The sequence below is a fragment of the Polynucleobacter sp. JS-JIR-5-A7 genome (genome assembly GCF_018687935.1).
Classification (GTDB): Bacteria; Pseudomonadota; Gammaproteobacteria; order Burkholderiales; family Burkholderiaceae; genus Polynucleobacter.
On the sequence record NZ_CP061308.1, the window covers coordinates 93,161 to 117,560 of the forward strand.

Genomic DNA, 24,400 nt, shown 5'->3' on the forward strand with positions numbered 1-24,400 from the left:
AGATATGGGTAAGGTCACTGGATTTATGGAGTTTGAGCGCGTCGATGAGACATACGAAGCGCCCACTAAACGTCTCCACCACTACAAAGAATTCGTTGTAGCGTTAACTGACGAAGAAGCCAAAGTTCAGGGCGCGCGTTGTATGGACTGTGGTATTCCGTTCTGTAATAACGGCTGCCCAGTGAATAACATCATTCCAGACTTCAACGACTTAGTGTTTCATAACGATTGGAAGAATGCCTTAGATGTTTTGCAGTCTACTAATAATTTCCCAGAATTTACGGGTCGTATTTGTCCAGCACCTTGCGAAGCTGCTTGTACATTAGGCATTAATCGTGCACCCGTTGGCATTAAGTCCATTGAGCACGCCATTATTGATAAGGGCTGGGAAAGCGGCTGGGTAAAACCGCAACCCTCTAAATCGAAGACTGGCAAGAAGGTAGCGATTGTTGGTGGTGGTCCTGCAGGTATGGCAGCCGCCCAACAATTAGCGCGCGTTGGTCATGACGTGACCGTGTTTGAGAAGAACGATCGCGTTGGTGGTTTATTGCGCTATGGTATTCCAGATTTCAAAATGGAGAAGTGGCTGATTGATCGTCGTGTAGAGCAGATGCAGGCCGAAGGCGTGAAATTTGAAACAGGCGTTTTTGTTGGTAAAGAAGCCATGGGTGCAGAAGTAAAAAATTACTCTACCAAGACTGTTTCGCCTGAGCAGTTAATGAAAGATTTTGATGCAGTGGTCATTACTGGTGGCGCTGAGCAACCACGTGATCTGCCAGTACCGGGTCGTGAATTGGCTGGTGTGCACTATGCATTGGATTTCTTGATTCCCCAAAACAAAGAAAATGCAGGTGACTTTAAGAACGAAATTCGTGCAACCGATAAACATGTTGTCGTGATTGGTGGCGGCGATACGGGTTCTGATTGCGTGGGGACATCAAACCGTCATGGCGCGACCAAGATCACTCAGTTTGAGCTGCTTCCTCAGCCGCCAGAAGAAGAGAACAAGCCATTGGTATGGCCTTATTGGCCAACCAAGTTGCGCACATCTTCTTCGCACGAAGAAGGTTGTGATCGTGATTGGTCAGTGGGAACCAAACGTTTTGAAGGTAAAAACGGTAAGGTAGAAAAATTGATCGGTGTTCGTTTGGAGTGGAAAGACGGCAAGATGACCGAAGTTCCCAATACTGAATTTGAGATCAAGGCAGATTTGGTACTTTTAGCTATGGGCTTTGTATCACCAGTTCAGCAAGTACTCAATGCATTTGGCGTTGACAAAGATACTCGTGGCAATGCTAAAGCTACGGTAGATGGTCAAAATGCCTATCAAACTAACGTTTCTAAGGTTTTTGCTGCGGGGGATATGCGCCGCGGTCAATCCTTAGTAGTTTGGGCAATTCGTGAAGGTCGCCAATGCGCCCAAGCAGTAGACCAGTACTTAATGGGGTCATCTGTTTTACCCCGATAATATTGGGGATATGAATAGTCCTCGGCCAAGCTCATTGGATGTCAAAAAATCTCTAGGTGAAATTGTCGTCTCTATTAAAGACGTCAACTTCTCCTATGCCCCTGGCGAGCGACAAATTTTGTCAGGGCTCAATATGGAGTTCCGTCGTGGCCAGGTAGTTGCCGTAATGGGCGGATCTGGCTGTGGCAAGACGACGATTCTGCGTTTAATTGGTGGTCAATTCACCGCCCAATCTGGACAGGTCTTATTCGAAGGTCAGGATATTGGCAAGATGAGTAGCAAGGAATTAATGGCTGCCCGTCGTCGCATGGGAATGCTTTTTCAATTCGGCGCCTTGTTTACCGATCTGAGTGTTTTTGAAAACGTCGCATTTCCATTGCGTGAACATACCGATTTAAGTGAAGAGCTTTTGCGCTCACTCGTACTCATGAAATTAAATGCAGTCGGTTTGCGTGGCGCACGCGATTTAATGCCCTCGCAAATTTCGGGTGGTATGGCAAGACGAGTGGCCCTGGCTAGAGCAATTGCATTAGATCCTCCGCTCATCATGTACGACGAGCCCTTTGCAGGCTTGGATCCCATTTCTTTGGGCATTACAGCCAGGCTCATTCGCGATCTGAACAATGCCCTGGGAGCCACGAGTTTATTAGTTACACACGATGTTGAAGAAACCTTTGAGATTGCAGATTATGTGTATTTCATTGCGAATGGCAGCATTGGTGCGCAAGGCACACCCGAGGAATTAAGTCGCTCCACAGATCCTTTTGTCAGACAGTTTTTAGACGCCGCGCCTGATGGTCCGGTGCCATTTCATTACCCGGGCCAAAGCTTGGAAGAAGATTTTGGAGTGAGGACTTGATGACTGCAATCCTCAACCTTTTTGGTGACCTCGGATTTTTTATACGTCGTAACTTAATTAGTCTTGGACTTGCTGCACGCATGTTTGCTGCAGTCATTTGGCGCTCAGGTTTTTTATTGAAAAGACCACGCTTAGTTGTGGATCAAATTTTATTTGTTGGCAATCACTCATTTGTGATCATTGCAGTTTCTGGTTTGTTTGTTGGCTTTGTTTTAGGTCTCCAGGGTTACTACACCTTAAACCGCTACGGCTCAGAACAAGCTTTAGGTTTATTGGTTGCTTTGTCCCTTACGCGTGAGTTGGGCCCAGTCATTACGGCCTTATTGTTTGCGGGGCGTGCCGGCACTTCTTTAACTGCAGAAATTGGGTTAATGAAAGCCGGTGAACAGTTAAGTGCCATGGAGATGATGGCGGTAGACCCATTGGGCCGTGTGATTGCCCCGCGTCTATGGGCTGGCATTATTTCTATGCCGATCTTGGCAACGATTTTTACGGCTGTGGGCGTGATGGGCGGTTATTTTGTTGGCGTCCCTTTAATTGGGGTCGATTCCGGGGCGTTTTGGTCACAAATGCAGGGCGGCGTAGACCTCTTTTCTGATATTGGAAATGGCTTGATTAAAAGCTTGGTATTCGGTGTGGCGGTGACTTTCATAGCCCTGTATCAAGGCTATGAGGCAAAACCAACGCCTGAAGGTGTTTCACAGGCAACCACACGTACCGTGGTGATTTCTTCTTTGTCGGTTTTAGCGTTGGATTTCTTGCTCACCGCAATGATGTTCTCAAATTAGAAAGAATAAACTAGGGTTCTTATGAGAAAAAGTGCAATTGATATCTGGGTAGGAATTTTTGTTGCCATTGGTTTGCTGGCAGCGTTATTTCTTGCATTAAAAGTTGGCAATATGAATGCTGTTTCATTTGCGCCGACATACAAAATTTCTGCGCGCTTTGACAATATCGGTGGACTCAAGCCTCGTGCGCCTGTCAAGAGTGCTGGTGTCGTAGTGGGGCGCATCGCCAATATTTCATTTGATGACAAAACCTATCAAGCAACTGTTGTGATGACGATAGAAGACTCTTATAAGTTTCCCAAAGATTCATCGGCAAAGATTTTGACCTCAGGTCTATTGGGTGAGCAGTACATTGGGCTAGAAGCTGGCGGGTCAGATGATATGTTGACTAATGGTGAAAAGATTTCACAAACCCAATCAGCGATTGTTTTAGAAAATCTGATTAGTCAGTTCCTCTACAACAAGGCTGCTGATAGCGGTCAAGAGAAGAGCACAGCAAAATAATGTTGTCAGTAGTCAAGTTCATCAGCAAGCTTAGGCAATGCATTTTGCTTTGCATGGCTGCTACATTGGTGGGCTGCGCCTCTATTCCTGCGGGTGTAGAGCCTTCTCCCCATGATCCATGGGAGCCTTTCAATCGCTCTGTCTTTGAATTTAATGAAGGCCTAGATGCTTATTTATTAAAGCCGGTAGTTGCTGGTTATCGTTTTGTATTGCCTGAGTTTGTTCGCGACGGTATCTATAACTTCTTTAGTAACTACGGCGATATCTATAACATTTTCTATAACTTATTACAGGGTAAGCCTGGTTATGCTTTCAATGATTTCATGCGTGTCGCTGTGAATACAACGATGGGTCTTGGAGGCTTTATAGATTTAGCTACTCCAGGTGGCCTTGAGAAGCATAAAGAAGACTGGGGTCAAACCTTTGGTGTATGGGGTGTGCCTGCTGGTCCTTATGTTGTTCTGCCTTTCTTTGGTCCAAGTAACGTACGCGATACCTTCGGTACAGTCGCTGATCTAGAGTCTGATTACCTATTTAAGTATGTAAAAGATGTGGGTCTACGTAATAGCATCACTGGTTTGCGTGTAGTAAATGCACGTAATACCTATTATGAAGCTGGCGATCTTTTGGATGGAGCTGCTATTGATAAGTACAGCTTCATGCGAGATGCCTATATTCAAAGGCGTCAATATCAGATTAATGAGGGGCGTGATGACGAAGAGCCTCAGATGCCGGTTTACGAAAACCCTTACCAGTAAGCACAGCGCTCAAGGGTTGGTGTAAAGGGCTAAAATGAGCCCTCAATGAGTTCAATGTTTTAGTTAAATCTAGCGAGTTGGAATATATGAAAAGTTGCAATATGTTTTCCAGATGCTTAGCAATCGGCTTGCTGTTGATTTCTGGCCCCCTCTTTGCGCAAGTGCCTGATCAGGCAACCCCTCCAGATGCCTTAATCAAGATGGTGGTGACCGATGTCATGGCTTCAGTCAAGGCTGATGCAGAAATTCAAAAAGGCAATATTCCGAAGATTGTAGATTTGGTTGAAAAGAAAATTGTTCCCTACACAGATATGCGCCGCACTACCGAAATGGCGATGGGCCCTAACTGGAAAAAAGCGACTCCCGAGCAACAGGCGCAACTTACTTCTGAATTTAAGAATCTGCTGATCCGCACTTACTCTGGTGCACTCAGTCAATTGCGCGATCAGACTGTGCAATTTAAAGCGTTGCGTGCTGCACCAGATGACAAAGAGGTCGTTGTTAAAACTGTAGTGCTTGGTCGTGGCGATCCAGTACCTTTAGATTACCGTTTAGAAAAAACGGATAAGGGCTGGAAAGTTTACGACATGAACATCATGGGCGTTTGGTTGGTGGAAGCCTATCGTAATCAGTTTACAAACCAGATTAGCCAAAATGGCGTTGAAGGTCTTGTGAAATTCTTGCAAGATCGTAACAAGCAGCTCACAACTGCAAAGCCAGCGAATTAATTTAAGCCCCCAAACTATGCCCTTTCTTTTGCCTCAGACGGTTACACAAGAAAATGCTCTGCAGTTGCAAAAAGAGGGCTTATTAAATAGTGCAACGTTGACAAACGTTGATTGCTCAGCCCTAACAGATTTTGATTCAACGGTTTTGACAGTCTTATTGGCATGGCAAAAAAAGTTACAAGCTGATGGACAGTCTTTAATAGTTGAGCGTCCTCCTGAAAAGCTCAAAGTATTAGCCAATGTCTATGGTGTCTCTGCATTGCTAGGTTTGTAGCAGCATGCATTCAGCGATCTCGATTCAACATATTTCAAAGCAATACGGTGCCCTTCAAGCGCTAGATGATGTTTCTTTGGAAATTGAGCCTGGAGAGTTTTTTGGACTGCTCGGACCCAATGGTGCTGGTAAGACCACGCTGATTTCGATTCTTGCTGGTCTGGTAAGGGCTGATGAAGGGCATGCTGCCATCTTGGGGGCAGATGTTCAGAGTTCATTTCGTGAAGCGCGTCGCATGCTCGGCGTTGTGCCACAAGAATTAGTCTTTGACCCATTCTTTACTGTTCGCGAGACTTTGCGTTTTCAGTCAGGCTATTTTGGTATCCGCAACAACGATGCCTGGATCGATGAAATCATGGCAAATTTAGATCTCACAGGAAAAGCCGATAGCAATATGCGTGCTTTGTCTGGTGGTATGAAACGTCGCGTATTGGTTGCCCAAGCCTTGGTCCATCGACCACCCGTCATTATTTTGGATGAGCCTACTGCTGGCGTTGATGTCGAGCTACGTCAATCCTTGTGGCAATTTATTAGCAGACTCAATCAGGATGGTCACACGATTGTATTAACCACCCATTACTTGGAAGAAGCCGAGGCTTTGTGTCAGCGTATTGCGATGCTCAAGCAGGGCAAGATTGTTGCTTTAGATACAACTGCAAATTTACTTACCCGCTATGGTTCAGTGAAAAAAGATGGTGAAGGTAAAACTGATCTTGAAGATGTATTTGTCAACATCATGTCAGGAGGCGCATTGTGAGTAAAGCCCTAAATCAGGCTCTCAATAAGCCCGCCCTCGAATATGGCAGCGGTTTTCCGACTTTGTTCTTTAAAGAGGTGAAGCGTTTCTATAAGGTGGCTTTTCAGACAGTGGCTGCGCCAGTCTTAACCGCAGTTCTCTATCTCATGATTTTTGGCCATGTATTAGAGGGTAGGGAAGTCTATGGACGCTTGAATTACACCGCTTTCTTAATTCCAGGTTTGGTCATGATGAGCGTATTGCAAAATGCTTTTGCAAATACTTCTTCATCCCTGATTCAATCAAAGGTTACCGGCAACTTGGTATTTGTATTGCTTGCCCCTTTGAGTCACTTTGAATTTTATGCAGCGTATATTTTGGCTGCTGTATTTCGTGGAATTGTTGTTGGCTTAGGTGTATTTTTAATTACCCTCTGGTTTGGATTGCCCTCCTTAGAACATCCGCTATGGATTTTGGCGTTCGCCTTTCTAGGTGCTGCCATTCTTGGTAGCTTAGGCTTGATAGCAGGTATTTGGGCAGATAAATACGATCAACTAGCTGCTTTTCAAAACTTTATCATCATGCCTGCCACAATGTTATCGGGGGTTTTCTATTCGATTCATTCTCTGCCTCCCGCTTGGCAGGTTGTATCCCATTTCAATCCATTCTTTTATATGATTGATGGTTTTCGCTTTGGATTCTTTGGCGTCTCTGATGTTTCTCCATGGAGTAGCTTAGCCATCGTTCTGTGTTTCTTTGCGGTAGTTTCAGCCGTTGCTTTGCGCTTATTGCAAAAGGGTTATAAGCTGCGCCATTAATGATTTGCACTATATCGATTTTGAGGAGAGAAGCATGTTTCCAACCCCCGAGCAGATTGAGGGCTATATCAAACAAGGCATTAACTGTACCCACGTTCAGGTTGAGGGTGACGGCCAACATTTTTTTGCAACGATTGTTAGTCCTGAGTTTGAAGGTAAGCGTCTCGTACAGCGTCATCAATTAGTTTATGGTGCGATGGGCGATCGTATGAAAGCTGAAGTACATGCTTTATCAATGAAGGTATTTACACCAGAAGAGTTTGCTCAGAATTCAGCTGCCTAGTAGAAAACCCAGAACAGCAACAAGATTTAAATCACATATACAAGTTTTTACTGGAAGCGTTTCATGGATAAATTACGAATGGTGGGCGGGACCCCCCTCAAGGGTGAGGTCAAGATCGCTGGTGCTAAAAATGCCGCTTTACCCATTTTGTGTGCTTGCCTATTAACCGATGAACCGGTGGTCTTGCGTAATGTGCCAGATCTTCAAGATGTTCGTACCATGCTTAAACTCTTGCAAGAGATTGGTGTGCTGGTGAGCTTTCCTGATGCAGAAAATCGTAACCATGTGGTATTGAATGCTGCAGCCATCAAGAGCTCAGAAGCTACCTATGAGATGGTAAAAACCATGCGCGCTTCTATCTTGGTGCTAGGCCCGCTTCTTACCAGAATGCATAGCGCCAAGGTTTCTTTGCCGGGCGGTTGTGCAATTGGTGCCCGCCCTGTGGATCAGCATATCAAAGGCTTAAAGGCCATGGGCGCAAGCATCAAAATTAAGAGTGGTTACATTCAGGCTGAAACAAATCCGTCAACTGATCGCCTAAAAGGCGCTTCAATTTTGACAGACATGATTACTGTCACTGGTACAGAAAATTTATTGATGGCGGCAACTTTAGCTTCAGGTACAACCATTTTAGAAAATGCTGCACGCGAACCAGAGGTTGGTGATTTAGCTGAACTATTAGTGAAGATGGGCGCGAAGATTTCAGGAATTGGTAGTGATCGTTTAGTGATTGAGGGTGTCGAGAAATTACACGGCGCTGAACACTCTGTGATTCCGGATAGGATTGAAGCTGGCACCTTCCTTTGTGCAGTCGCTGCCGCTGGTGGCGAGGTACTAGTCAAGCACTGTCGTCCCGATACGCTCGATGCAGTGATGGTGAAATTGAAAGAGGCTGGCTTACAAATGGAGGTGGGTCCTGATTGGGTCAAAGCTTCCATGCGGGCTCGTCCAAAAGCAGTGAGTTTCCGTACTTCTGAGTACCCCGCATTTCCAACGGATATGCAGGCGCAACTGATGGCGGTCAATGCAGTAGCTAGTGGCAGTTCAACTATTACCGAGACTATTTTTGAGAACCGCTTTATGCATGTTCAGGAACTCAATCGTCTAGGCGCTGATATTGCAATTGAAGGCAACACCGCGATTGCTCGGGGTGTAGAAAAGCTTTCTGGTGCCATTGTCATGGCGACTGACCTGCGCGCCTCTGCCAGCCTAGTGATTGCGGGGCTTGCAGCCCAAGGCGAAACCCAGGTTGACCGAATTTACCATTTAGATCGTGGATATGACCGTATGGAGCAAAAGTTGACCCTCTTGGGCGCTAACATTGAACGCGTGAAGTAACTCAGCGGCATAACTGAGTGATAATTAAGTCATGAAATTGACTTTAGCCCTCTCTAAAGGGCGTATCTTCGAAGAGACTGCTGAGATCCTGTCTAAGGTTGGCATTGTGCCAAAAGAGGATCCTGAGAAGTCTCGCAAACTCATTATTGAGACATCTAACCCTGATGTGCGTTTGATTATTGTGCGTGCTTCAGATGTGCCGACTTACGTGCAATTTGGTGGCGCTGATTTTGGTGTCGCAGGTTTAGATGTCTTGATGGAAAAAGGTACAGATGGTTTATACGTGCCTTTTGATTTAAATATTGCCAAGTGCCGTATGTCAGTCGCAGTTCGTGAAGGCTTTGACTACGCAGCAGCAGTAAAGCAAGGCTCTCGTTTAAAAGTGGCAACGAAGTATGTCAATTGCGCGCGTGATCACTTTGCTAATAAAGGTGTTCATATTGATACGATTCATCTTTACGGCTCGATGGAGCTTGCTCCCTTGGTAGGCTTGGCTGATGCTATTGTGGACTTAGTCTCGACAGGCAATACGCTTAAAGCCAACGGCCTGGTTGAAGTTGAGTCAATTGCTGATATCAGTGCACGTTTAGTGGTGAATCAAGCTTCGTACAAACGTAAGCGCACTCAGTTACAACCTATTTTTGATTTGTTGAAATAAGTTAAAAACACATTCAATGTCTTCACAGGTCAAGGTTAAGCGCCTCAATAGCAAAGATGCGGGTTTCAAAGAAACACTGCTCTCTAGTCTTTCTTTGCCCATGGCTGATGACGAGGCAATTGATGCTGCTGTTGTCAAAATCTTATCAGTTGTTAAAGAGCAGGGCGATGAAGCAGTTCTCAGTTTTACTAAGCAATTTGATCGCTTAAATGTTTCTCATGTTTCGGAATTAGAAATTCCTCGTAAAGATTTGGAGCAAGCCTACAACTCCTTACCTGCTGAGCAAAAGAATGCTCTGGACATTGCTGCTAAACGAGTGCGTGCGTATCACGAGAAACAAAAGATTGAAGCAGGCTGCCACTCTTGGGAATATGAAGAAGCTGATGGCACCCGTCTTGGTCAGAAAGTAACGGCCTTAGATCGTGTTGGTATTTATGTACCTGGTGGCAAAGCCGCGTATCCATCATCTGTTTTAATGAATGCGATTCCTGCAAAAGTAGCTGGTGTTACTGAAGTCATCATGGTGGTGCCAACTCCTGATGGCGCGCGCAACCCTTTAGTGTTGGCTGCAGCTTATTTGGCTGACGTAGATCGCGTCTTCACCATTGGCGGTGCTCAAGCAGTTGGTGCTTTAGCCTTTGGTACAAAGAGTATTCCATCCGTAGACAAGATTGTTGGTCCAGGCAACGCCTATGTTGCTGCTGCTAAGCGCAGAGTATTTGGTACGGTTGGCATCGATATGATTGCTGGGCCTTCAGAGATTTTGGTTTTATGCGATGGCTCTAGTAATCCCAATTGGGTTGCAATGGATTTGTTTTCTCAAGCAGAGCATGATGAGCAAGCGCAATCCATTTTGCTATGCCCTGATGCAGCATTTATTGAGCAAGTGCAGACAAGCATTAATAAATTACTTCCTGAGATGCCAAGAGCAAAAGTTATTGAGACTTCTTTAGCCAATCGCGCTCTTCTGATTCAGGTTAAAGATATGAATGAGGCTTGCGATATTGCCAATGAAATCGCTGCTGAGCACTTAGAGATTTGTGCTGTAGATCCGCGTAAGTGGGCCGAACAGATTCGTCATGCTGGCGCCATCTTCATGGGTAATTACACTAGCGAGTCGCTTGGCGATTACTGTGCTGGTCCTAACCATGTCTTGCCTACTGCGCGCACTGCCCGCTTCTCGTCACCATTGGGTGTGTATGACTTCATTAAGCGCTCAAGCATGATTGAAGTTAGCGAGGCTGGCGCACAAACCTTGGGTGCTGTAGCTAGCACCCTGGCCCACGGCGAGGGCTTGCAAGCTCACGCACGTGCGGCTGAGATGCGTCTGAAGAAATAATAACGAAGTTAAGAAAGTATTTCTTTTAAAGCGGCGACAAGTTCACCACTTTGTTCATCTGTACCAATCGTAATGCGCAAGAATTCTTCAATACGCGCAGATTGGAAATGACGCACGATGATGCCGCGATCTCTCAAGGCTTGATACATTGTTGCGCCAGAATGTTTTGGGTGACGAGTAAAAATAAAGTTTGCGGTTGATGGCAAGGTATCAAAACCCAAAGCATGTAATTGCTCAACTAACTTAGTACGTGTCTGAATCACTTTGGCACTGGTAGTTTCTAAGTGCGCTTGATCCTCAATGGCTGCAATAGCACCTGCTTGAGCAAGGCGCCCTAATGGATAAGAGTTAAAACTATTTTTTACTCGCTCTAAGCCTTCAATCAAGGTGGGGTGACCAAGAGCAAAGCCAACTCGTAGGCCAGCAAGCGCTCTGGATTTAGAAAGCGTATGCACTACTAAAAGATTTTCAGGACACTGACTACCGCGCAAGAGGGGAACGCAAGACTGTGTTCCATAGTCGACATAGGCTTCATCAATCACTACTACAGAGTCTTTGTTCTTCGCGAGTAGTTTTTCAATCTCTAAGCGAGCAATTGATCTTCCAGTGGGGGCATTGGGATTGGGGAAAATAACGCCACCATTGGGTTCGCAAAAATCGCTAGTATTGATTTCAAAATCGTTTCCTAGTGGAATCGTTTGATATTCGATGCCAAAGAGCTTGCAGTAAACCGGATAGAAGCTATAAGTAATATCTGGAAAATGTACTGGTTTGTTTTGCTTCAATAAACCCGCAAAAACATGGGCTAGAACCTCGTCCGAACCATTTCCTAAAAATACTTGGTTTGGATTTAGGCCATGCAATTTGGCAATAGCTTGTTTTAGGGCCACACCTTCTGGATCTGGGTAGAGGCGCAAGTCATCGTTCGTTTGACTATTGATCGCTGCCAACGCTTTTGGTGATGGGCCATAAGGACTCTCATTCGTATTGAGCTTTACCAGCCGCTGCATTTGCGGTTGCTCCCCAGGAACATAGGGGGTTAAAGTTTGAACAACGGGGCTCCAAAAACGGCTCATGAGGGTACTCAGGTCAAAAATCAGAAAGAAAGTGAAGTAATTTCAGCATTTATATATCTTCTAGGAATGATATTATGAGGCTTCAATCAACACTTCGCCTCGCGGCGCAATGAAGCATGCGGCAAGCCGACGTTACCCGAAACACTTCGGAAACCAAAATTCAAATTTCCATCAATTTAGATGGTACTGGGAAGGCCGAACTAGCTTCAGGCGTCCCTTTCTTAGACCATATGCTCGATCAGATTGCCCGTCACGGCATGATTGACTTGAAAGTAGTCGCACAGGGCGATACCCATATTGATGATCATCACACCGTTGAGGATGTGGGGATTACATTGGGCCAAGCTTTTGCAAAGGCAGTGGGCGATAAGGCAGGTATTACCCGTTATGGCCACTCTTATGTTCCTTTAGATGAAACCCTTTCACGCGTAGTGGTCGATTTTTCTGGGCGCCCAGGCCTGGAATTCAATGTCCCATTTACCCGTGCGCGGGTTGGTGATTTTGACGTTGATCTGAGCATCGAGTTCTTCCGCGGTTTTGTAAACCATGCGGGAGTGACTTTGCACATTGATAATTTGCGCGGTATCAACGCGCACCACCAGATTGAGACGGTCTTCAAAGCCTTTGGGCGTGCGCTTCGGATGGCTTTGGCAATTGATCCACGCGCCTCTGGTTCGGTTCCCTCAACCAAAGGTAGTCTCTAATCTAGGTACTTCTAGTTGCCCGTTAGATAACAGCAAAGATAGGCTAAATTTTGGCGCAAACTATTGCGATCGTTGATTACGGAATGGGTAACCTTCGTTCCGTATATCAGGCATGCCATCATGTAGCGCCTGATGACAAGGTATTGATTGCTCACAAGCCAGAAGAAATTCGTACTGCCGATCGCGTGGTGTTACCTGGACAAGGCGCCATGCCTGATTGCATGAAGCATCTTGAGGAGTCTGGTCTCCTCGAAGCATTGCTAGAGGCTGCCAAAAACAAGCCATTGTTAGGGGTTTGTGTAGGCGAGCAAATGCTCTTTGATAAAAGTGCAGAAGTTCGGACTAATAAGCAATGGACGCTTTGTTTAGGGCTCATTCCCGGGGAAGTGCGTCGCTTTGATTTAAGCGGCAAAAAGCAAGCCGACGGCTCAGCTTACAAAGTGCCCCACATGGGCTGGAATCAAGTCCGTCAAGACCGCCAGCATCCCATTTGGGAGGGAATCCCGGATTTAACGAGTTTTTACTTTGTGCATAGCTACTATGTTGTGCCGCAACGTAAAGAAGATTCTGCTGGATCTACTGAATACGGCGATTGGTTTACATCTGCGGTTGCAAGAGATAATATTTTTGCAACGCAATTTCATCCGGAAAAAAGTGCAGAATACGGGTTAAAGCTTTATCAAAACTTTCTTTCTTGGCAACCTTAATTAATTTATTAACGTTTCACTATGCTGCTCATCCCTGCAATTGATCTTAAAGACGGCCACTGCGTTCGACTAGAACAAGGTGATATGGACAAAGCCACGGTATTTTCTGAAGATCCAGGGGCTATGGCTGCGCATTGGATTAGCAAAGGCGCGCGACGGTTGCACTTAGTTGATCTGAATGGCGCGTTTGCTGGCAAGCTTAAAAACGAGTCAGCGATTAAATCGATTCTCAAAGCTGTTGGAGATGAAATTCCGGTTCAACTTGGTGGTGGTATTCGGGATCTGGAAACAATTGAACGTTTATTGGACGATGGTATTAGCACGGTGATTATTGGTACCGCTGCAGTAAAAAATCCCGGTTTTGTGCAGGATGCTTGCACAGCATTTCCTGGACAGGTGATGGTAGGGCTTGACGCTCGCGATGGCAAAGTAGCCACTGATGGTTGGAGCAAGATTACCGGCCATGAAGTAATTGATCTCGCCAAGAAATTTGAAGATTGGGGCGTAGAAGCAATTATCTATACCGACATTGGTCGCGATGGCATGCTCCAGGGCGTCAACATCGATGCCACGATGAAGTTGGCTCAAGCAATCCGTATTCCGGTGATTGCCAGTGGCGGCCTCTCCAATAACAAAGATATTGAAGCGCTCTGCAAAGCTGAAGAAGAGGGTGTGATGGGCGTGATTGCTGGGCGCTCTATTTATGCTGGTGACCTTGATCTGGCAGCTGCTCAAAAATATGCTGATGAGTTAACACTCAAATACAAAAAGAACATTATCTAGTGTTAACCAAAAGAATTATTCCTTGTTTGGATGTCACGGCAGGGCGCGTTGTTAAAGGGGTGAACTTTGTTGGTTTGCGTGATGCAGGCGATCCTGTACAAATCGCTAAGCGTTACGACACACAAGGCGCTGATGAGTTAACTTTCTTAGATATTACCGCGACGTCCGATGGGCGTGATCTGATCCTGCATATTATTGAAGATGTCGCATCACAAGTATTTATTCCGCTTACTGTTGGTGGTGGTGTAAGTGCAGTCGCTGATGTGCGTCGCTTACTTAATGCTGGTGCTGATAAAGTGAGCATCAATTCTTCCGCCATCACTAATCCAGATTTGGTTTCAGATGCCGCTGCTTATTACGGTTCGCAATGTATTGTTGTTGCAATCGATGCCAAACAAACTGAGGCTGGTAATTGGGAGGTGTTTACCCATGGCGGTAGAACTGCGACTGGAATCGATGTGGTGGCATGGGCTATTGAAGTTGCCAAACGCGGCGCTGGAGAAATTCTCCTGACGAGTATGAATCGCGATGGTAGTAAAGATGGTTTTGACTTAGCCCTCACTGCTGCAGTAAGCGATGCGGTCTCCGTTCCAGTAATTGCTTCTGGCGGCGTGGGCAATTTGCAGCATTTGGTTGATGGTATTACCAAAGGCCATGCAGACGCTGTCTTGGCTGCAAGTATTTTTCACTATGGTGAATACACCGTCGGTCAGGCAAAAGAATATATGGCTGCTCAAGGAATTCCGGTTCGTATTTAAATCAGATTCACGGTAAAGTTTATATATGAGCGAACTCCATAACAAATCCCAGAGTATCTTTACTCCAATTGAATCTATTCAAGCAGGGCCCTGGCTCGATGCCGTCGCTTGGAATGAGCAAGGTTTGGTTCCAGTGATTGCGCAAGAGTTTGGTAGTAAAGATATCCTGATGATGGCCTGGATGAATCGCGATGCCTTGTTGGCTACTTTGCGTTTAGGCGAGGCGGTCTACTGGACGCGCTCACGTCAAAAACTTTGGCACAAGGGCGAGGAATCTGGCCATACTCAGAGGGTGAAAGAAATTCGCTTGGATTGTGATGGGGACACGATTTTGCTCATTGTTGAGCAAAAAGACGGAATTGCTTGTCATACCGGTGAGCACAGCTGTTTTTTCCAACAGTGGGATTCAGATAAGTTGACTTGGGTGGACGAGTCCAAAGCAAAATAGAAGTCTTCCATAAAAGACATAAAATGAAGCTATGAGTAGGTCGGCAAATAAACCTTCTAATTTAGATTCTGCATTAGCCCATTTGGCTGATGTGGTGGATCAACGTCGGGATGCGTTTAAGGCTGGCAATGCTGACCCAAAAACCTCTTATACCGCCCTACTTTTTTCAAAGGGTGATGACGGTATCCTCAAAAAGATTGGCGAGGAAGCAACCGAGGCGGTCATGGCTGCCAAAGATGCGCGCAGTTCAAATCTAGCGGCTGAGCAGCAAAAGCTCTTGCTTGGGGAGATGGCGGATCTTTGGTTTCACTGTTTAATTGCGCTTTCGCAATTCAATTTGCGCCCTGAAGACGTTATTGCTGAGCTTGATCGGCGCTTGGGCACCTCAGGAATTGAAGAAAAGGCCGCTAGAAAGGCAGCAAACAAAGAATGAGGAAGAATAGGAAAAGATGAGCCACGATCCTAATTGCCTGTTTTGTAAGATTTCTCAGGGCTTGATTCTGTCCCAAAAGGTGTATGAGGATGAAGAGATCTATGCCTTTAAGGATATTAATCCTGCTGCTCCAGTGCATTTTTTAATGATTCCGAAGAAACATATCCCTATGTTGGAGCTGGCGGAAGGCATCGATGCTCCTTTGCTAGGTAGAATGATGGAATTGGCGCCTCGTCTTGCCAAAGAGCAGGGTTGCCGACTTGGAAGGGATGGCGGCTTTAGATTGATGGTCAATAACGGGGCAGATGGTGGGCAGGAGGTTTATCACTTGCACTTGCATGTGATGGGCGGTCCGCGTCCCTGGAAAAAGTAAGATAAAGAAGAAGTTTAGGAATTCCAAGGAGATTAGAGATGGGTTCATTTAGCATTTGGCATTGGTTAATTGTTTTGGTCATCGTGATGTTGGTATTCGGTACCAAGAAATTGCGCAATATCGGTCAAGATTTGGGCGGTGCTGTTAAGGGATTTAAGGACGGCATGAAGCCATCTGATGAGCCTAAGGAGCAAATCCAGCAAGCCGCTGCATCAACAGAAAAAACTGTGGATGTACAGGCTAAAGACCTTAATAAATAACTCACATCATTTGTTCATAGCGCAAAGAGAAATCGTGCGGTCCTTATTTAGCTCCCTAAGATGATTGATTTAGGGGTTTCAAAACTTGCGCTGATTGCAGTTGTAGCTCTGGTGGTAGTTGGTCCAGAGCGCTTGCCAAAAGTAGCTCGTATGGCTGGTAATTTATTTGGTCGTGCGCAACGCTATATGGCAGACCTTAAATCTGAAGTAAATCGGCAGATGGAAGTTGAGGAATTTAAAAAGTTCCGCGAAGAAAGTGCATCTGCCTTAAAAGAAGTTGAAAACAGTATTAGCTCGGCAGCTAGTGAAGCAAACGCTAATCTTACAGATCAGGCTGATATTTTTGAAACCAATTTTGAGAAGTTGCCTCTTGATGAAAGAGCTGTTTTAGATAAGACTAAGCGGCAGGGTCGTAATAGCTGGGGCGTTAGGCGCGCAGCAAGGCCTATTTGGTTTAAACGTTCGGCTGGTCTACGTACTCGTGTGCAATCGGGTGCCGCAAGAATGAAGCGCTTTCATCATAGTGCTGGCAAATAAAAATTAGATTGGCATGACAGAAAATAACTCTACCGAAGATTCAGGCTTGCAAGAATCTTTTCTATCGCATTTATTTGAACTGCGTGATCGTGTCATCAAGTCTGCATTAGCGATTATTGTGGTGTTTGTTTGCTTGGTTTATTGGGCACCAGATATTTTTCATCTTTTTTCGCAGCCGCTGCTTGATTCATTACCTGCGGGCGGAAAGATGATTGTGACGGATGTAACGGGTTCTTTCTTTGTGCCCATGAAGGTCACGATGTTGGTAGCCTTCATCATTGCCTTACCGATAGTCATTTATCAACTATGGGCTTTTATTGCTCCTGGCCTATATCAACATGAGCGCAAGTTAGTCATTCCATTGGTTGTGAGTAGCTATAGCCTATTTATCTTCGGTATGGCATTTGCCTATTTCTTAGTATTTCCGACGGTCTTTAATTTTATGGCTAGCTATAACGCACCATTGGGCGCAGAGATGTCTACTGATATTGATAAGTACCTTGGTTTTGCTATGAACACTTTCTTAGCGTTTGGTATTACCTTCGAAGTTCCTGTAGTAGTGGTTGTTTTAGTTCGTATGGGCATAGTCTCTTTAGCAAAATTAAAAGAGATACGCCCCTACGTGATTGTTGGCGCTTTTGTCATCTCTGCAGTAGTGACTCCGCCGGATGTTCTCTCTCAGTTATTGCTGGCAGTGCCTATGACTCTGCTCTATGAACTGGGTTTATTGATAGCGCGCTTCTACATGCCAAAGACGTCCGATGAAGAAGAAGAAAGTAAAACCGCAAGCTAAGCGAGTTCAGTAGCATTCTGACTTTTCAGATTTTTAGAAAACGTCGTGCTTAACCAGTCAGTCACTTGATCAAAGCGATAACGTCTTTGTCGTAAATTACCTTCAATCGCTATATCAGCGCCCGCAAAGACTTTTCCTGCAGCTAGTAAGGTGCGACGCTGTTGAATCGTTTCAATCCGAATGAGTCTTGGCAATATCTTAGGAAGTTCCCAGCGAATATCTACTGCCACACAATGTTCATGTTGAAGCTGACCTACTTCAGAGAGCAATAATTCTGCCTTGCTAAGGTTAAATTGATTGGCTATGATGAGGCGATGACAAAGGAGTAACCAGTCTTCACTTAACTTATGTTCTGCATGGTGGCTGATGGCCTGATTAGCGAATAGAGCAAGCTCGTGCCAATCGTTTTTTTGGGGGTTGGGGTAGCTCTTCAGTATTTTACTTAGCAATTCTGTTGCTTCTACTACTCCTTGTTGATGGGCCTGCCAAAGCCAATAAGATGCCTGTAGACCACGCACTTTTTCTTGAATCTTTTTACGTTTACGCCATAAGTGTCCCCCTTTGCGGAGCTGCGCTTGTGCATGACCAAGATCTGCTGCACGATCGAAGCAGCGATCACTTTCAGCAGCGCTATATCCAGAAAATTGGGGGCGACGATAAATTTCACCGAGGGCATACCAAGCGTCACGATCCCCATCTTTTGCTGCAAGTTCTAACCAATGAGCCGCTTTCTTAAGAGAGGCGCTAGATTTATTTTCTGCCACAACACCATCTAATTGAGCTAGTCGCAGGCCAATGGTTAGTTTGGCAGTGGTTAGGCCTAGTTCAGCAGCTTGCAATAAAGCATCTTCATTTTGATTTTCTAGCCATACCTTCCAAAGGGAGGAGAGCACTTTGTTCTTTGGCTGGAGCTGAATTAACAACTCTTTTGCTTGATTGGCAAACTGCGTGCTTCCATCGGCGAGATCTTGTAAATATTGCTGCGCAATTTTTTTGGCGTCATTGAAATCTAGATCCACCAATTTTTGGCCTAGTGGGGCAGGCGCTTTTTTCTTCAGCCAATCCATTAACTGAAATTGAATTTCTTGATTGCTTGGATTAATAAGTAAGTCTGCCAGCTGCCATTTGGCTGCTGCGGTTGAGTTTGGCTCTATGTTTGTATCCGCAAGCAGCCAAATAGATACCCAGCCAAAATAAAATGCGGGTGAGTTAAAAGTTTGGGAAAGGGGAATGTTGGCCAACTGCTGCAAAATTCCATTAATTTGAGGGTTATTTGAGTCAAATCCCTCTGAGCTTTGATTCTGAATCAGCAGAAAGGATTTTTCTAGCCAAATCAATGCGTTAGCAGGTTGAATGGGGGTTTTAAAAGCACCAGTCAGATATGCTTCAGCTATCCTTTGTTGCGCCAATACATCACCAAGACGTGCTGATCTAAGGATTTTTAAGAATTCGCGACTTGCCATATAACAATTTTGGCATCTAGAAACCTTAAAAGACATAAATTTGAGCTCTTGTTGTCGATATACAACGAAGAAAGCCAAAAAATTAGCTTTTGACAAGCAAAAAGAGACCATACATACTCTCACCCTCAGTCTAGAAGTGCAAAAGAAGCAAAATTCATGTGTCCCAGATTTCTTTGGGCATTACTTTTAATTTATGGAGATTTACAGAATGAAAAAATCGCTATTCGCAGTTGCAGCTATGTCAGCAGTTGCTGGCGCAGCTCAAGCACAATCCAGCGTTACCGTATATGGTATTTTGGACGTTGGTTTTATTAACTCAAACTCATCAGTAACAGCAAGCGCTGCTCCTAACACCCCTGCACTTGGCGCTAATGGTTATTCGATTAACTACCCAGGTAATGGCACTTATGCGAATGGTAATCTCAAGCAAACTCAAAGCGTTTTAGGACAGTCTGCTGAGCAAACTTCACGTTTAGGCTTCAAAGGTACCGAAGATTTGGGCGGTGGCACATCAGCATTCTTTACAGCTGAATTTACATTAGCCCCTAACGAACAAACCCTGTCTGGTAATGCGACTGGTGGTTTGAAGAACCGTCAAACTTTTGTTGGTTTAAAGAAAAACGGTATGGGTGATTTTGCAGTTGGTACACAGTACACCCCAATCCACGTAGCAATGGCTAAGACTGATGCTGGTCAGCAAAATAACTTGACAGGTAGCGCAATCTACACAGGTCAAGCTGACTCTGGTGTTGTTGGTGGCGTTGGCGGTAACCAAAATGCCTACACAACCCGTGTTTCAAATGCTTTGACATTGAATAGTGATGTTGTTGCAGGCTTCCAAGGTCATGCACTTGCCATTTTGAATAACAATAATGCTTCTTCTATCACTGGCGGTTCTAACAATGCACCTGCAAGCGGTATTGCAACAGGCGGCATGACAAATACAAATGGTTGGGGCTTAGGTCTTGATTACACTTGGAATAAGTTGTTTGTAACAGCTAACTACCAGGCTCTCAAGCAATTAACTTCTACAACAAACTACAATTCTTATAATGGTGGTACAGGTACTGGCGGTTCAGTTTCTGCAGCACAGTTGTTTGCAAATGCTAGCTCAACAATTGCAACCGGTATGACAGCAACTGGTTCACCAGTTAATATCCAAGATAACCAAACCTATGTTGCCGCAACATATGACTTTGGTATTTTGAAAGCTTACGCTAACTGGGTTAGCCGTAAAGCAAATGACACAGCTAATGCTAGTATCTACCAAAAGCGTCAGGCTGAGCAAATTGGTGTTCGTAGCTTTGTTACGCCAAACATTGAAGGTTGGGCAACTGCTGGTGTAGGCACATTTACACCATATGGTGTTAACCAAAATTCTGCTCATTTCAATGCATGGCAGTTAGGTTCTAATTACTGGCTCAGCAAGCGTACAAACCTGTATGCTATCTACGGTCAGTATGCTCAAGCCACAACAGCATACAATGTTTACAGTACGAGTGGAACTGCAACTACTGGCCAATCAAATATGAACGTAAGCAACTTTGCGCTTGGTGTGCGTCACACTTTCTAATATAAGCTGGTTATCTAAACTGGCCTAATTAGATTAAAGCCTGCTGTGAAAACAGCAGGCTTTTTTTATGGCAAAAAATAAAGTGGCAATCTAATAGAAGGCATGTAAATCGCCTGTAATTCTGTGAATGCTATGGCTGCGGGCCAATTAGGCGAATTAAATCATTTTTTACATCTTTAATAACATTCTGCCAGTCATTGGGATTTTGTTGATTGTAGATTTTTGCTGTTGTGTACCATGGACTCTCAGTTTTTTGAAATAGCCATCTCCAACAGGAATCAAATCGATTTAGTATCCACACGGGTTTTCCAAGGGCGCCCGCTAAATGTGCGGTTGAGGTATCGACGGAAATAACCAAATCCAGGCAGTCTATAAAAGCGGCTGTGTCAGAAAAATCTGTAAATTCTCTTGCAAAGTTATGAAAGTTATCCTTTGCCCAAAAATTTTCTTTTTGGGTTAAAAGTTCACTCTCAGCAGGCTCACCCTTTTGAAGGCTGAAAAAGCTTGCATTTGGAGCATATTGGAGCTCTGAAATTAATGAGAAGTCTATATTTCTTCGGGCATTTATTGAATGCATTTCAGGTTGATTGGATCTAAATCCACCACTCCATACAAGTCCAATTTTAAATCCTTGATAAGGCTTGATAATCGATTCCCAATATGCTTTTTTATCTAAATTAGATTTTAGGTACCCCATCTTAGATGGGATCGAGTCTAAGGAAGTCTTGAAAAGAAATGGCAGACTTAACAGTGAAATGCGAAAGTCAAATTTGGTCTTCAAAATTAAGTGGTTTGACGTTATAGACTTAAGACCATCCAGATCCCTCAGTGTTTCTATAAGACTTTCTTGGGCAAAAAGATGAATATTCGCCCCCAATCCATTTAGGAGGGGTATGTATCTGCAGAATTGAATGGTGTCCCCTAGGCCCTGCTCAAAGAAAACAAGTATATTTTTTTCTTTAATGTCATCAATTGAATCTAGCTCTGGAATAGCGTTAAAAATACTAATAATTGGCGATTTATCGATCTTTTTGCGTGACTCATAATTCTTCCATCCTTCGGTAAAGTTTCCTAATTTAAGCTGGATATGGGATAAATTCCAAATCGCATCGGGGTAATCTTTTCTAAGCGTTAATACTTTTTCATAATTTTTGATGGCTTCTTTATGAAGATTTATTTCTTGTTGAATAACTGCTAAATTCCAGTAACCCTCATATGAGTTAGGGGCAAGTTGAATAGCTTTTTCTTGTGAGGCAATTGCTTGATCGTATTGCCCCAATTCTTTGAGAGCCCCCCCAATGTTTGACCATGCTTCAAAGTAATTTGGATGAATTTCAAGCGCAGTTTTATATGCATTCAAAGAATCGGAGAAATTTCGCATTAGGTATAGGGTTGATCCTAGGTTACACCAGCCCTCTGCGTATAGCGGGTTTAATGAAACACTTTTTGATAAACAATCAAATGCATCTTTAAGCTGAAATAGTTGTTTGAGGGCTAGGCCTTTATTATTCAATGCTTGATAGGATCTTGGGTTGAGTGATAGGGCTAAATTGGCAAAAATTACAGATTCATTGGGGCAATTTAGCTCATTAAGAGTCGCAGATTTGCAGATGTAAGCATTCTCATACCCGGGCTTAAGTGCAATAGCCTTATCAAATGCATTTAAAGCTTCGCTAAATTTTTTTCTTTTTGATAAAGATAATCCGAGGTTAAGCCATGCATCAACATTGTCAGGGCATAATATTGTGACCTTGGAATAGTGCGCAATTGCCTCGCTATGTTTTCCCGACCCTGATAGCGCATTTGCAAGGTTATATAAGATTGATACATCGTTAGGAGCAATTTTTAACGCCCTATTTAAAAATTTTTCTGCCTCTAGTGATCGTCCTTGAGATCCCAAGATCAAGCCAATTATTGACAGTGCCGGTAGATTTTTTGGTTCCTTCAGTAACACCTTCATTAAAATCTGTTCAGCGGCATTTAAGTTTCCATTTTGGAAGAAATTAATTGCATTCTCAACCATTGAATAATTTTTCGTAGTCATTAATATTTAAAAGTTTGAATACCAGCATGGAAAGGCAATATCTAGTTCGCCGAAGTATTTTTCTTCGTACTGCTCTCCTGAGCCGCCACAGAATCCTGATAATAAAGGTCTAACAGTTACCCCTTGTTGTAGATTTTTATCTAACATTCTTGTTAGGGGTTGCTCAAATATATTATTAGCGCCAACCTCATTTGTTTCTTCGTAGGCTGGTAATAGATACCGTTCAAAGTCATTAATGGAGGTAAAGAAAAATCTTGCATCGGCAATAAATTTGAGCTCAAAAGAACGCCAAAACATATTGGCAATGGAGTTATCTGATAAAAGAGCGGAAATTTTTTTAAAATTTCTACAAATAATTTTACCTGTACATTTATAAAAATAATTATTAGTTTTTAAGAGGTTAGAGTTATGAATAGCATATTTTATGATTTGGCCTTCAGCCCACCCCTTTCCACGAATTAAAACTTGATTGTTATCTTGCTCAAATCTTAGTTGCTCAACGTTGACGCCAAGTGATCTAAGGATCGAGAGTTCGGCATTACTTAGCACTAAAGAATTTGTTCCATCTGCAATTACTAGTTTTTTAAGACCTTGACTCACCCAAAAAAAAATCGACGCTTTAGTCGAAATAGATCTCATTTCTGGGCAAGACATTTTTAAGAAGGGGGTGTTCGGGTCGGGACTTATTGCAGTTGTTAATAACACTACAGGATCTAATCTATACATAGACTTATCTTTTCTAAGTTACTTATAAAAAAATTCGTAAATTAAATTCATTTACCAAAGTATCTCATTTTTATCGATGTAAATATTCACCCAATCCCCCATACTCTCCTGACAATAAAGCATTGAGTTGGGGTACCAAGGACTATCCTGTCTGTCTAGTAGCCATCTCCAATCAGGCACCCAAGGTAAAAGCACATTGGTTTTCTTTCCCAAGGCTCCGGCTAGGTGAGCCAGTGAGGTATCGATAGTGATGATCTCATCCATATTTTGGATGATGGCTGCAGAATCTTCAAAGTCTTGGATTTGGGATCCCAAGTAGACAATCTCTGGATGGGAATCTAAGTATTGCTGGTCAGTAGAGCGCACTTCTTTCTGAATGAGGTATAAGTTAGCGCCCTTGCTCAGTTGCCCTAAAAGCTCTAGTGGAATAGGTCTGGTGTTGCCATGCTCCAAGTCAAACTTGATATTGCCAGAGCAGGCAATCCCAATATTCGACTTATCTTTTTTTAAGCTAAGTTTGGTTTTCCACTCCAAAACTTTGCTATCGCGCACTTTGAGATAGGGCACATTTGTGGGAATCGTATCAACCGTTGTTTTAAATAACAAGGGCAAACTACCTAAGGGAATTTGGTAGTCCACTGATTGATGGACTTGCCCAATTTGAGTCACGGGGCAATCAAACTGATATTTTAGTAATGGCAAGAGAGGGGCTTGTGTCTCAAGAGCCACTTCAACCCCCATCTGCATTAGCAAGGGTATATAGCGGCAAAATTGCAAAGTATCCCCATAGCCTTGCTCGGACCAAACCAATACCTTCTTGTTTACTGCTTCTGCTAGCGAAGTGAGCTTTGGAATCTTGGGATGTAGATAACTGTCGGCACCTTCTCTTAACCACCGATACTCATAATTTTGAAGGCCTGCTTCATAGTTACCAAGCAGCAGTTCGGCTAAGGCTTTATTCCAATGGGCGTTGTAATAATTGGGGTCAATCTTAATAGAGCGATCATAAGCTGCAATAGCCTGTGCGGTTTGTTTAAGCGCACTAAGTGTGTTGCCCATATTTGACCAAGCTACAGCATAGTTCGCATCTGCTTGACTAGCCTCTTTGTACGCCCCTAAGGCCTCTTTATATCTTTTGAGGTTATGAAGAGTAACGCCTTTGTTGGTTAAG

Annotated in this window: 27 protein-coding genes and 2 pseudogenes; 24 read left to right on the plus strand and 5 right to left on the minus strand. The window is 44.1% G+C overall.

What is annotated here, in order from left to right:
- The first annotated feature begins 4 nt into the window (after positions 1–4).
- The 13 genes and pseudogenes from AOC29_RS00535 to hisD all read left to right on the plus strand — a co-directional run bounded on the left by AOC29_RS00535 (position 5) and on the right by hisD (position 10,551).
- A complete protein-coding gene (locus AOC29_RS00535) occupies positions 5–1,468 on the plus strand; it encodes a glutamate synthase subunit beta (protein ID WP_215296125.1) in 1,464 nt (487 codons plus the stop codon).
- Between the two features lie 10 nt (positions 1,469–1,478).
- Complete coding sequence (locus AOC29_RS00540; RefSeq protein ID WP_215296126.1) at positions 1,479–2,327, plus strand: ABC transporter ATP-binding protein; 849 nt, start codon at positions 1,479–1,481, stop codon at positions 2,325–2,327.
- On the plus strand, positions 2,327–3,115 hold the full coding sequence (gene mlaE, locus AOC29_RS00545; protein WP_215296127.1) for a lipid asymmetry maintenance ABC transporter permease subunit MlaE: 789 nt from the start codon (positions 2,327–2,329) through the stop codon (positions 3,113–3,115). Before AOC29_RS00540 ends, mlaE begins: the two co-directional genes overlap by 1 nt.
- A 21-nt stretch (positions 3,116–3,136) precedes the next feature.
- Positions 3,137–3,619: an outer membrane lipid asymmetry maintenance protein MlaD gene (mlaD, locus tag AOC29_RS00550; RefSeq protein ID WP_215296128.1), complete on the plus strand. Its 483-nt coding sequence runs from the start codon at positions 3,137–3,139 to the stop codon at positions 3,617–3,619.
- A 53-nt stretch (positions 3,620–3,672) separates the two neighbouring features.
- On the plus strand, positions 3,673–4,377 hold the full coding sequence (locus AOC29_RS00555) for a VacJ family lipoprotein (RefSeq protein WP_251370018.1): 705 nt from the start codon (positions 3,673–3,675) through the stop codon (positions 4,375–4,377).
- Positions 4,378–4,478: 101 nt separating this feature from the next.
- The gene (locus tag AOC29_RS00560; RefSeq protein WP_251370019.1) at positions 4,479–5,105 is read left to right on the plus strand and encodes a phospholipid-binding protein MlaC; all 627 of its coding nucleotides are present in this window, start codon (positions 4,479–4,481) and stop codon (positions 5,103–5,105) included.
- 16 nt (positions 5,106–5,121) lie between these two features.
- A complete protein-coding gene (locus AOC29_RS00565; RefSeq protein WP_215296131.1) occupies positions 5,122–5,379 on the plus strand; it encodes a lipid asymmetry maintenance protein MlaB in 258 nt (85 codons plus the stop codon).
- Positions 5,380–5,383: 4 nt separating this feature from the next.
- Positions 5,384–6,067, plus strand: a pseudogene (locus tag AOC29_RS00570) (ABC transporter ATP-binding protein); the annotation flags it as partial.
- A gap of 65 nt (positions 6,068–6,132) precedes the next feature.
- Complete coding sequence (locus tag AOC29_RS00575) at positions 6,133–6,933, plus strand: ABC transporter permease (RefSeq protein ID WP_215296133.1); 801 nt, start codon at positions 6,133–6,135, stop codon at positions 6,931–6,933.
- Between the two features lie 34 nt (positions 6,934–6,967).
- Positions 6,968–7,216 carry a BolA family protein gene (locus AOC29_RS00580; protein ID WP_215296134.1) on the plus strand — a complete coding sequence of 83 codons (249 nt, stop codon included), beginning with the start codon at positions 6,968–6,970 and terminating at the stop codon, positions 7,214–7,216.
- Positions 7,217–7,279: 63 nt separating this feature from the next.
- Positions 7,280–8,554: a UDP-N-acetylglucosamine 1-carboxyvinyltransferase gene (murA, locus tag AOC29_RS00585; protein ID WP_215296135.1), complete on the plus strand. Its 1,275-nt coding sequence runs from the start codon at positions 7,280–7,282 to the stop codon at positions 8,552–8,554.
- Positions 8,555–8,585: 31 nt separating this feature from the next.
- Entirely contained in the window at positions 8,586–9,212 is a 627-nt protein-coding gene (hisG, locus tag AOC29_RS00590) for an ATP phosphoribosyltransferase (RefSeq protein ID WP_215296136.1), read from the plus strand.
- Between the two features lie 16 nt (positions 9,213–9,228).
- Positions 9,229–10,551 (plus strand): histidinol dehydrogenase, encoded by a 1,323-nt coding sequence (gene hisD / locus AOC29_RS00595; protein ID WP_215296137.1) that lies wholly within the window; start codon positions 9,229–9,231, stop codon positions 10,549–10,551.
- A gap of 8 nt (positions 10,552–10,559) precedes the next feature.
- On the opposite strand, the gene hisC is transcribed toward hisD, so the two are convergent.
- Positions 10,560–11,627, minus strand: a complete 1,068-nt coding sequence (gene hisC / locus AOC29_RS00600) for a histidinol-phosphate transaminase (RefSeq protein WP_215296138.1) — start codon at positions 11,625–11,627, stop codon at positions 10,560–10,562.
- 116 nt (positions 11,628–11,743) lie between these two features.
- Between hisC and hisB the strand changes: the two genes are divergently transcribed.
- The 10 genes from hisB to tatC are packed head-to-tail and all read left to right on the plus strand — an operon-like array spanning position 11,744 to position 17,423.
- Entirely contained in the window at positions 11,744–12,331 is a 588-nt protein-coding gene (hisB, locus tag AOC29_RS00605; protein ID WP_215296139.1) for an imidazoleglycerol-phosphate dehydratase HisB, read from the plus strand.
- 50 nt (positions 12,332–12,381) lie between these two features.
- Entirely contained in the window at positions 12,382–13,038 is a 657-nt protein-coding gene (hisH, locus tag AOC29_RS00610; RefSeq protein ID WP_215296140.1) for an imidazole glycerol phosphate synthase subunit HisH, read from the plus strand.
- A 21-nt stretch (positions 13,039–13,059) separates the two neighbouring features.
- The gene (hisA, locus tag AOC29_RS00615; protein ID WP_215296141.1) at positions 13,060–13,821 is read left to right on the plus strand and encodes a 1-(5-phosphoribosyl)-5-[(5-phosphoribosylamino)methylideneamino]imidazole-4-carboxamide isomerase; all 762 of its coding nucleotides are present in this window, start codon (positions 13,060–13,062) and stop codon (positions 13,819–13,821) included.
- Positions 13,821–14,579 carry an imidazole glycerol phosphate synthase subunit HisF gene (gene hisF / locus AOC29_RS00620; RefSeq protein WP_215296142.1) on the plus strand — a complete coding sequence of 253 codons (759 nt, stop codon included), beginning with the start codon at positions 13,821–13,823 and terminating at the stop codon, positions 14,577–14,579. Before hisA ends, hisF begins: the two co-directional genes overlap by 1 nt.
- A 25-nt stretch (positions 14,580–14,604) precedes the next feature.
- Complete coding sequence (gene hisI / locus AOC29_RS00625; protein ID WP_251370020.1) at positions 14,605–15,027, plus strand: phosphoribosyl-AMP cyclohydrolase; 423 nt, start codon at positions 14,605–14,607, stop codon at positions 15,025–15,027.
- A 31-nt stretch (positions 15,028–15,058) separates the two neighbouring features.
- Positions 15,059–15,460, plus strand: coding sequence for a phosphoribosyl-ATP diphosphatase (locus AOC29_RS00630; RefSeq protein ID WP_215296143.1), 402 nt, complete (start codon positions 15,059–15,061; stop codon positions 15,458–15,460).
- Positions 15,461–15,476: 16 nt separating this feature from the next.
- A complete protein-coding gene (locus tag AOC29_RS00635; protein ID WP_215296144.1) occupies positions 15,477–15,833 on the plus strand; it encodes a histidine triad nucleotide-binding protein in 357 nt (118 codons plus the stop codon).
- A gap of 38 nt (positions 15,834–15,871) precedes the next feature.
- Entirely contained in the window at positions 15,872–16,093 is a 222-nt protein-coding gene (gene tatA, locus AOC29_RS00640) for a Sec-independent protein translocase subunit TatA (protein ID WP_215296145.1), read from the plus strand.
- 60 nt (positions 16,094–16,153) lie between these two features.
- Positions 16,154–16,630: a Sec-independent protein translocase protein TatB gene (gene tatB / locus AOC29_RS00645; RefSeq protein WP_215296146.1), complete on the plus strand. Its 477-nt coding sequence runs from the start codon at positions 16,154–16,156 to the stop codon at positions 16,628–16,630.
- A gap of 13 nt (positions 16,631–16,643) precedes the next feature.
- Positions 16,644–17,423, plus strand: coding sequence for a twin-arginine translocase subunit TatC (gene tatC / locus AOC29_RS00650; RefSeq protein WP_215296147.1), 780 nt, complete (start codon positions 16,644–16,646; stop codon positions 17,421–17,423).
- Here the strand turns inward: tatC and AOC29_RS00655 are convergent.
- The gene (locus tag AOC29_RS00655; RefSeq protein WP_215296148.1) at positions 17,420–18,886 is read right to left on the minus strand and encodes a tetratricopeptide repeat protein; all 1,467 of its coding nucleotides are present in this window, start codon (positions 18,884–18,886) and stop codon (positions 17,420–17,422) included. The genes tatC and AOC29_RS00655 overlap by 4 nt on opposite strands.
- 208 nt (positions 18,887–19,094) lie before the next feature.
- Between AOC29_RS00655 and AOC29_RS00660 the strand changes: the two genes are divergently transcribed.
- A complete protein-coding gene (locus tag AOC29_RS00660; RefSeq protein WP_215296149.1) occupies positions 19,095–20,459 on the plus strand; it encodes a porin in 1,365 nt (454 codons plus the stop codon).
- 130 nt (positions 20,460–20,589) lie between these two features.
- On the opposite strand, the gene AOC29_RS00665 is transcribed toward AOC29_RS00660, so the two are convergent.
- The 3 genes and pseudogenes from AOC29_RS00665 to AOC29_RS00675 form a co-directional block, all read right to left on the minus strand.
- Positions 20,590–22,503, minus strand: a complete 1,914-nt coding sequence (locus AOC29_RS00665; RefSeq protein WP_215296150.1) for a tetratricopeptide repeat protein — start codon at positions 22,501–22,503, stop codon at positions 20,590–20,592.
- A gap of 6 nt (positions 22,504–22,509) precedes the next feature.
- A complete protein-coding gene (locus AOC29_RS00670; protein ID WP_215296151.1) occupies positions 22,510–23,229 on the minus strand; it encodes a hypothetical protein in 720 nt (239 codons plus the stop codon).
- Between the two features lie 51 nt (positions 23,230–23,280).
- Positions 23,281–24,354: pseudogene (locus AOC29_RS00675) on the minus strand (hypothetical protein); the annotation flags it as partial.
- Positions 24,355–24,400 lie beyond the last annotated feature (46 nt).

What these genes read in the sequence shown, in the direction of transcription:
- AOC29_RS00535 (WP_215296125.1), top strand. Translation starts at nt 5, where the DNA reads ATGGGTAAGGTCACTGGATTTATGGAGTTTGAGCGCGTCGATGAGACA.
- AOC29_RS00540 (WP_215296126.1), top strand. Translation starts at nt 1,479, where the DNA reads ATGAATAGTCCTCGGCCAAGCTCATTGGATGTCAAAAAATCTCTAGGT.
- mlaE (WP_215296127.1), top strand. Translation starts at nt 2,327, where the DNA reads ATGACTGCAATCCTCAACCTTTTTGGTGACCTCGGATTTTTTATACGT.
- mlaD (WP_215296128.1), top strand. Translation starts at nt 3,137, where the DNA reads ATGAGAAAAAGTGCAATTGATATCTGGGTAGGAATTTTTGTTGCCATT.
- AOC29_RS00555 (WP_251370018.1), top strand. Translation starts at nt 3,673, where the DNA reads ATGGCTGCTACATTGGTGGGCTGCGCCTCTATTCCTGCGGGTGTAGAG.
- AOC29_RS00560 (WP_251370019.1), top strand. Translation starts at nt 4,479, where the DNA reads ATGTTTTCCAGATGCTTAGCAATCGGCTTGCTGTTGATTTCTGGCCCC.
- AOC29_RS00565 (WP_215296131.1), top strand. Translation starts at nt 5,122, where the DNA reads ATGCCCTTTCTTTTGCCTCAGACGGTTACACAAGAAAATGCTCTGCAG.
- AOC29_RS00580 (WP_215296134.1), top strand. Translation starts at nt 6,968, where the DNA reads ATGTTTCCAACCCCCGAGCAGATTGAGGGCTATATCAAACAAGGCATT.
- murA (WP_215296135.1), top strand. Translation starts at nt 7,280, where the DNA reads ATGGATAAATTACGAATGGTGGGCGGGACCCCCCTCAAGGGTGAGGTC.
- hisG (WP_215296136.1), top strand. Translation starts at nt 8,586, where the DNA reads ATGAAATTGACTTTAGCCCTCTCTAAAGGGCGTATCTTCGAAGAGACT.
- hisD (WP_215296137.1), top strand. Translation starts at nt 9,229, where the DNA reads ATGTCTTCACAGGTCAAGGTTAAGCGCCTCAATAGCAAAGATGCGGGT.
- hisC (WP_215296138.1), bottom strand. Translation starts at nt 11,627, where the DNA reads ATGAGCCGTTTTTGGAGCCCCGTTGTTCAAACTTTAACCCCCTATGTT.
- hisB (WP_215296139.1), top strand. Translation starts at nt 11,744, where the DNA reads ATGCGGCAAGCCGACGTTACCCGAAACACTTCGGAAACCAAAATTCAA.
- hisA (WP_215296141.1), top strand. Translation starts at nt 13,060, where the DNA reads ATGCTGCTCATCCCTGCAATTGATCTTAAAGACGGCCACTGCGTTCGA.
- hisI (WP_251370020.1), top strand. Translation starts at nt 14,605, where the DNA reads ATGAGCGAACTCCATAACAAATCCCAGAGTATCTTTACTCCAATTGAA.
- AOC29_RS00630 (WP_215296143.1), top strand. Translation starts at nt 15,059, where the DNA reads ATGAGTAGGTCGGCAAATAAACCTTCTAATTTAGATTCTGCATTAGCC.
- AOC29_RS00635 (WP_215296144.1), top strand. Translation starts at nt 15,477, where the DNA reads ATGAGCCACGATCCTAATTGCCTGTTTTGTAAGATTTCTCAGGGCTTG.
- tatA (WP_215296145.1), top strand. Translation starts at nt 15,872, where the DNA reads ATGGGTTCATTTAGCATTTGGCATTGGTTAATTGTTTTGGTCATCGTG.
- tatB (WP_215296146.1), top strand. Translation starts at nt 16,154, where the DNA reads ATGATTGATTTAGGGGTTTCAAAACTTGCGCTGATTGCAGTTGTAGCT.
- tatC (WP_215296147.1), top strand. Translation starts at nt 16,644, where the DNA reads ATGACAGAAAATAACTCTACCGAAGATTCAGGCTTGCAAGAATCTTTT.
- AOC29_RS00655 (WP_215296148.1), bottom strand. Translation starts at nt 18,886, where the DNA reads ATGGCAAGTCGCGAATTCTTAAAAATCCTTAGATCAGCACGTCTTGGT.
- AOC29_RS00660 (WP_215296149.1), top strand. Translation starts at nt 19,095, where the DNA reads ATGAAAAAATCGCTATTCGCAGTTGCAGCTATGTCAGCAGTTGCTGGC.
- AOC29_RS00665 (WP_215296150.1), bottom strand. Translation starts at nt 22,503, where the DNA reads ATGACTACGAAAAATTATTCAATGGTTGAGAATGCAATTAATTTCTTC.
- AOC29_RS00670 (WP_215296151.1), bottom strand. Translation starts at nt 23,229, where the DNA reads ATGTATAGATTAGATCCTGTAGTGTTATTAACAACTGCAATAAGTCCC.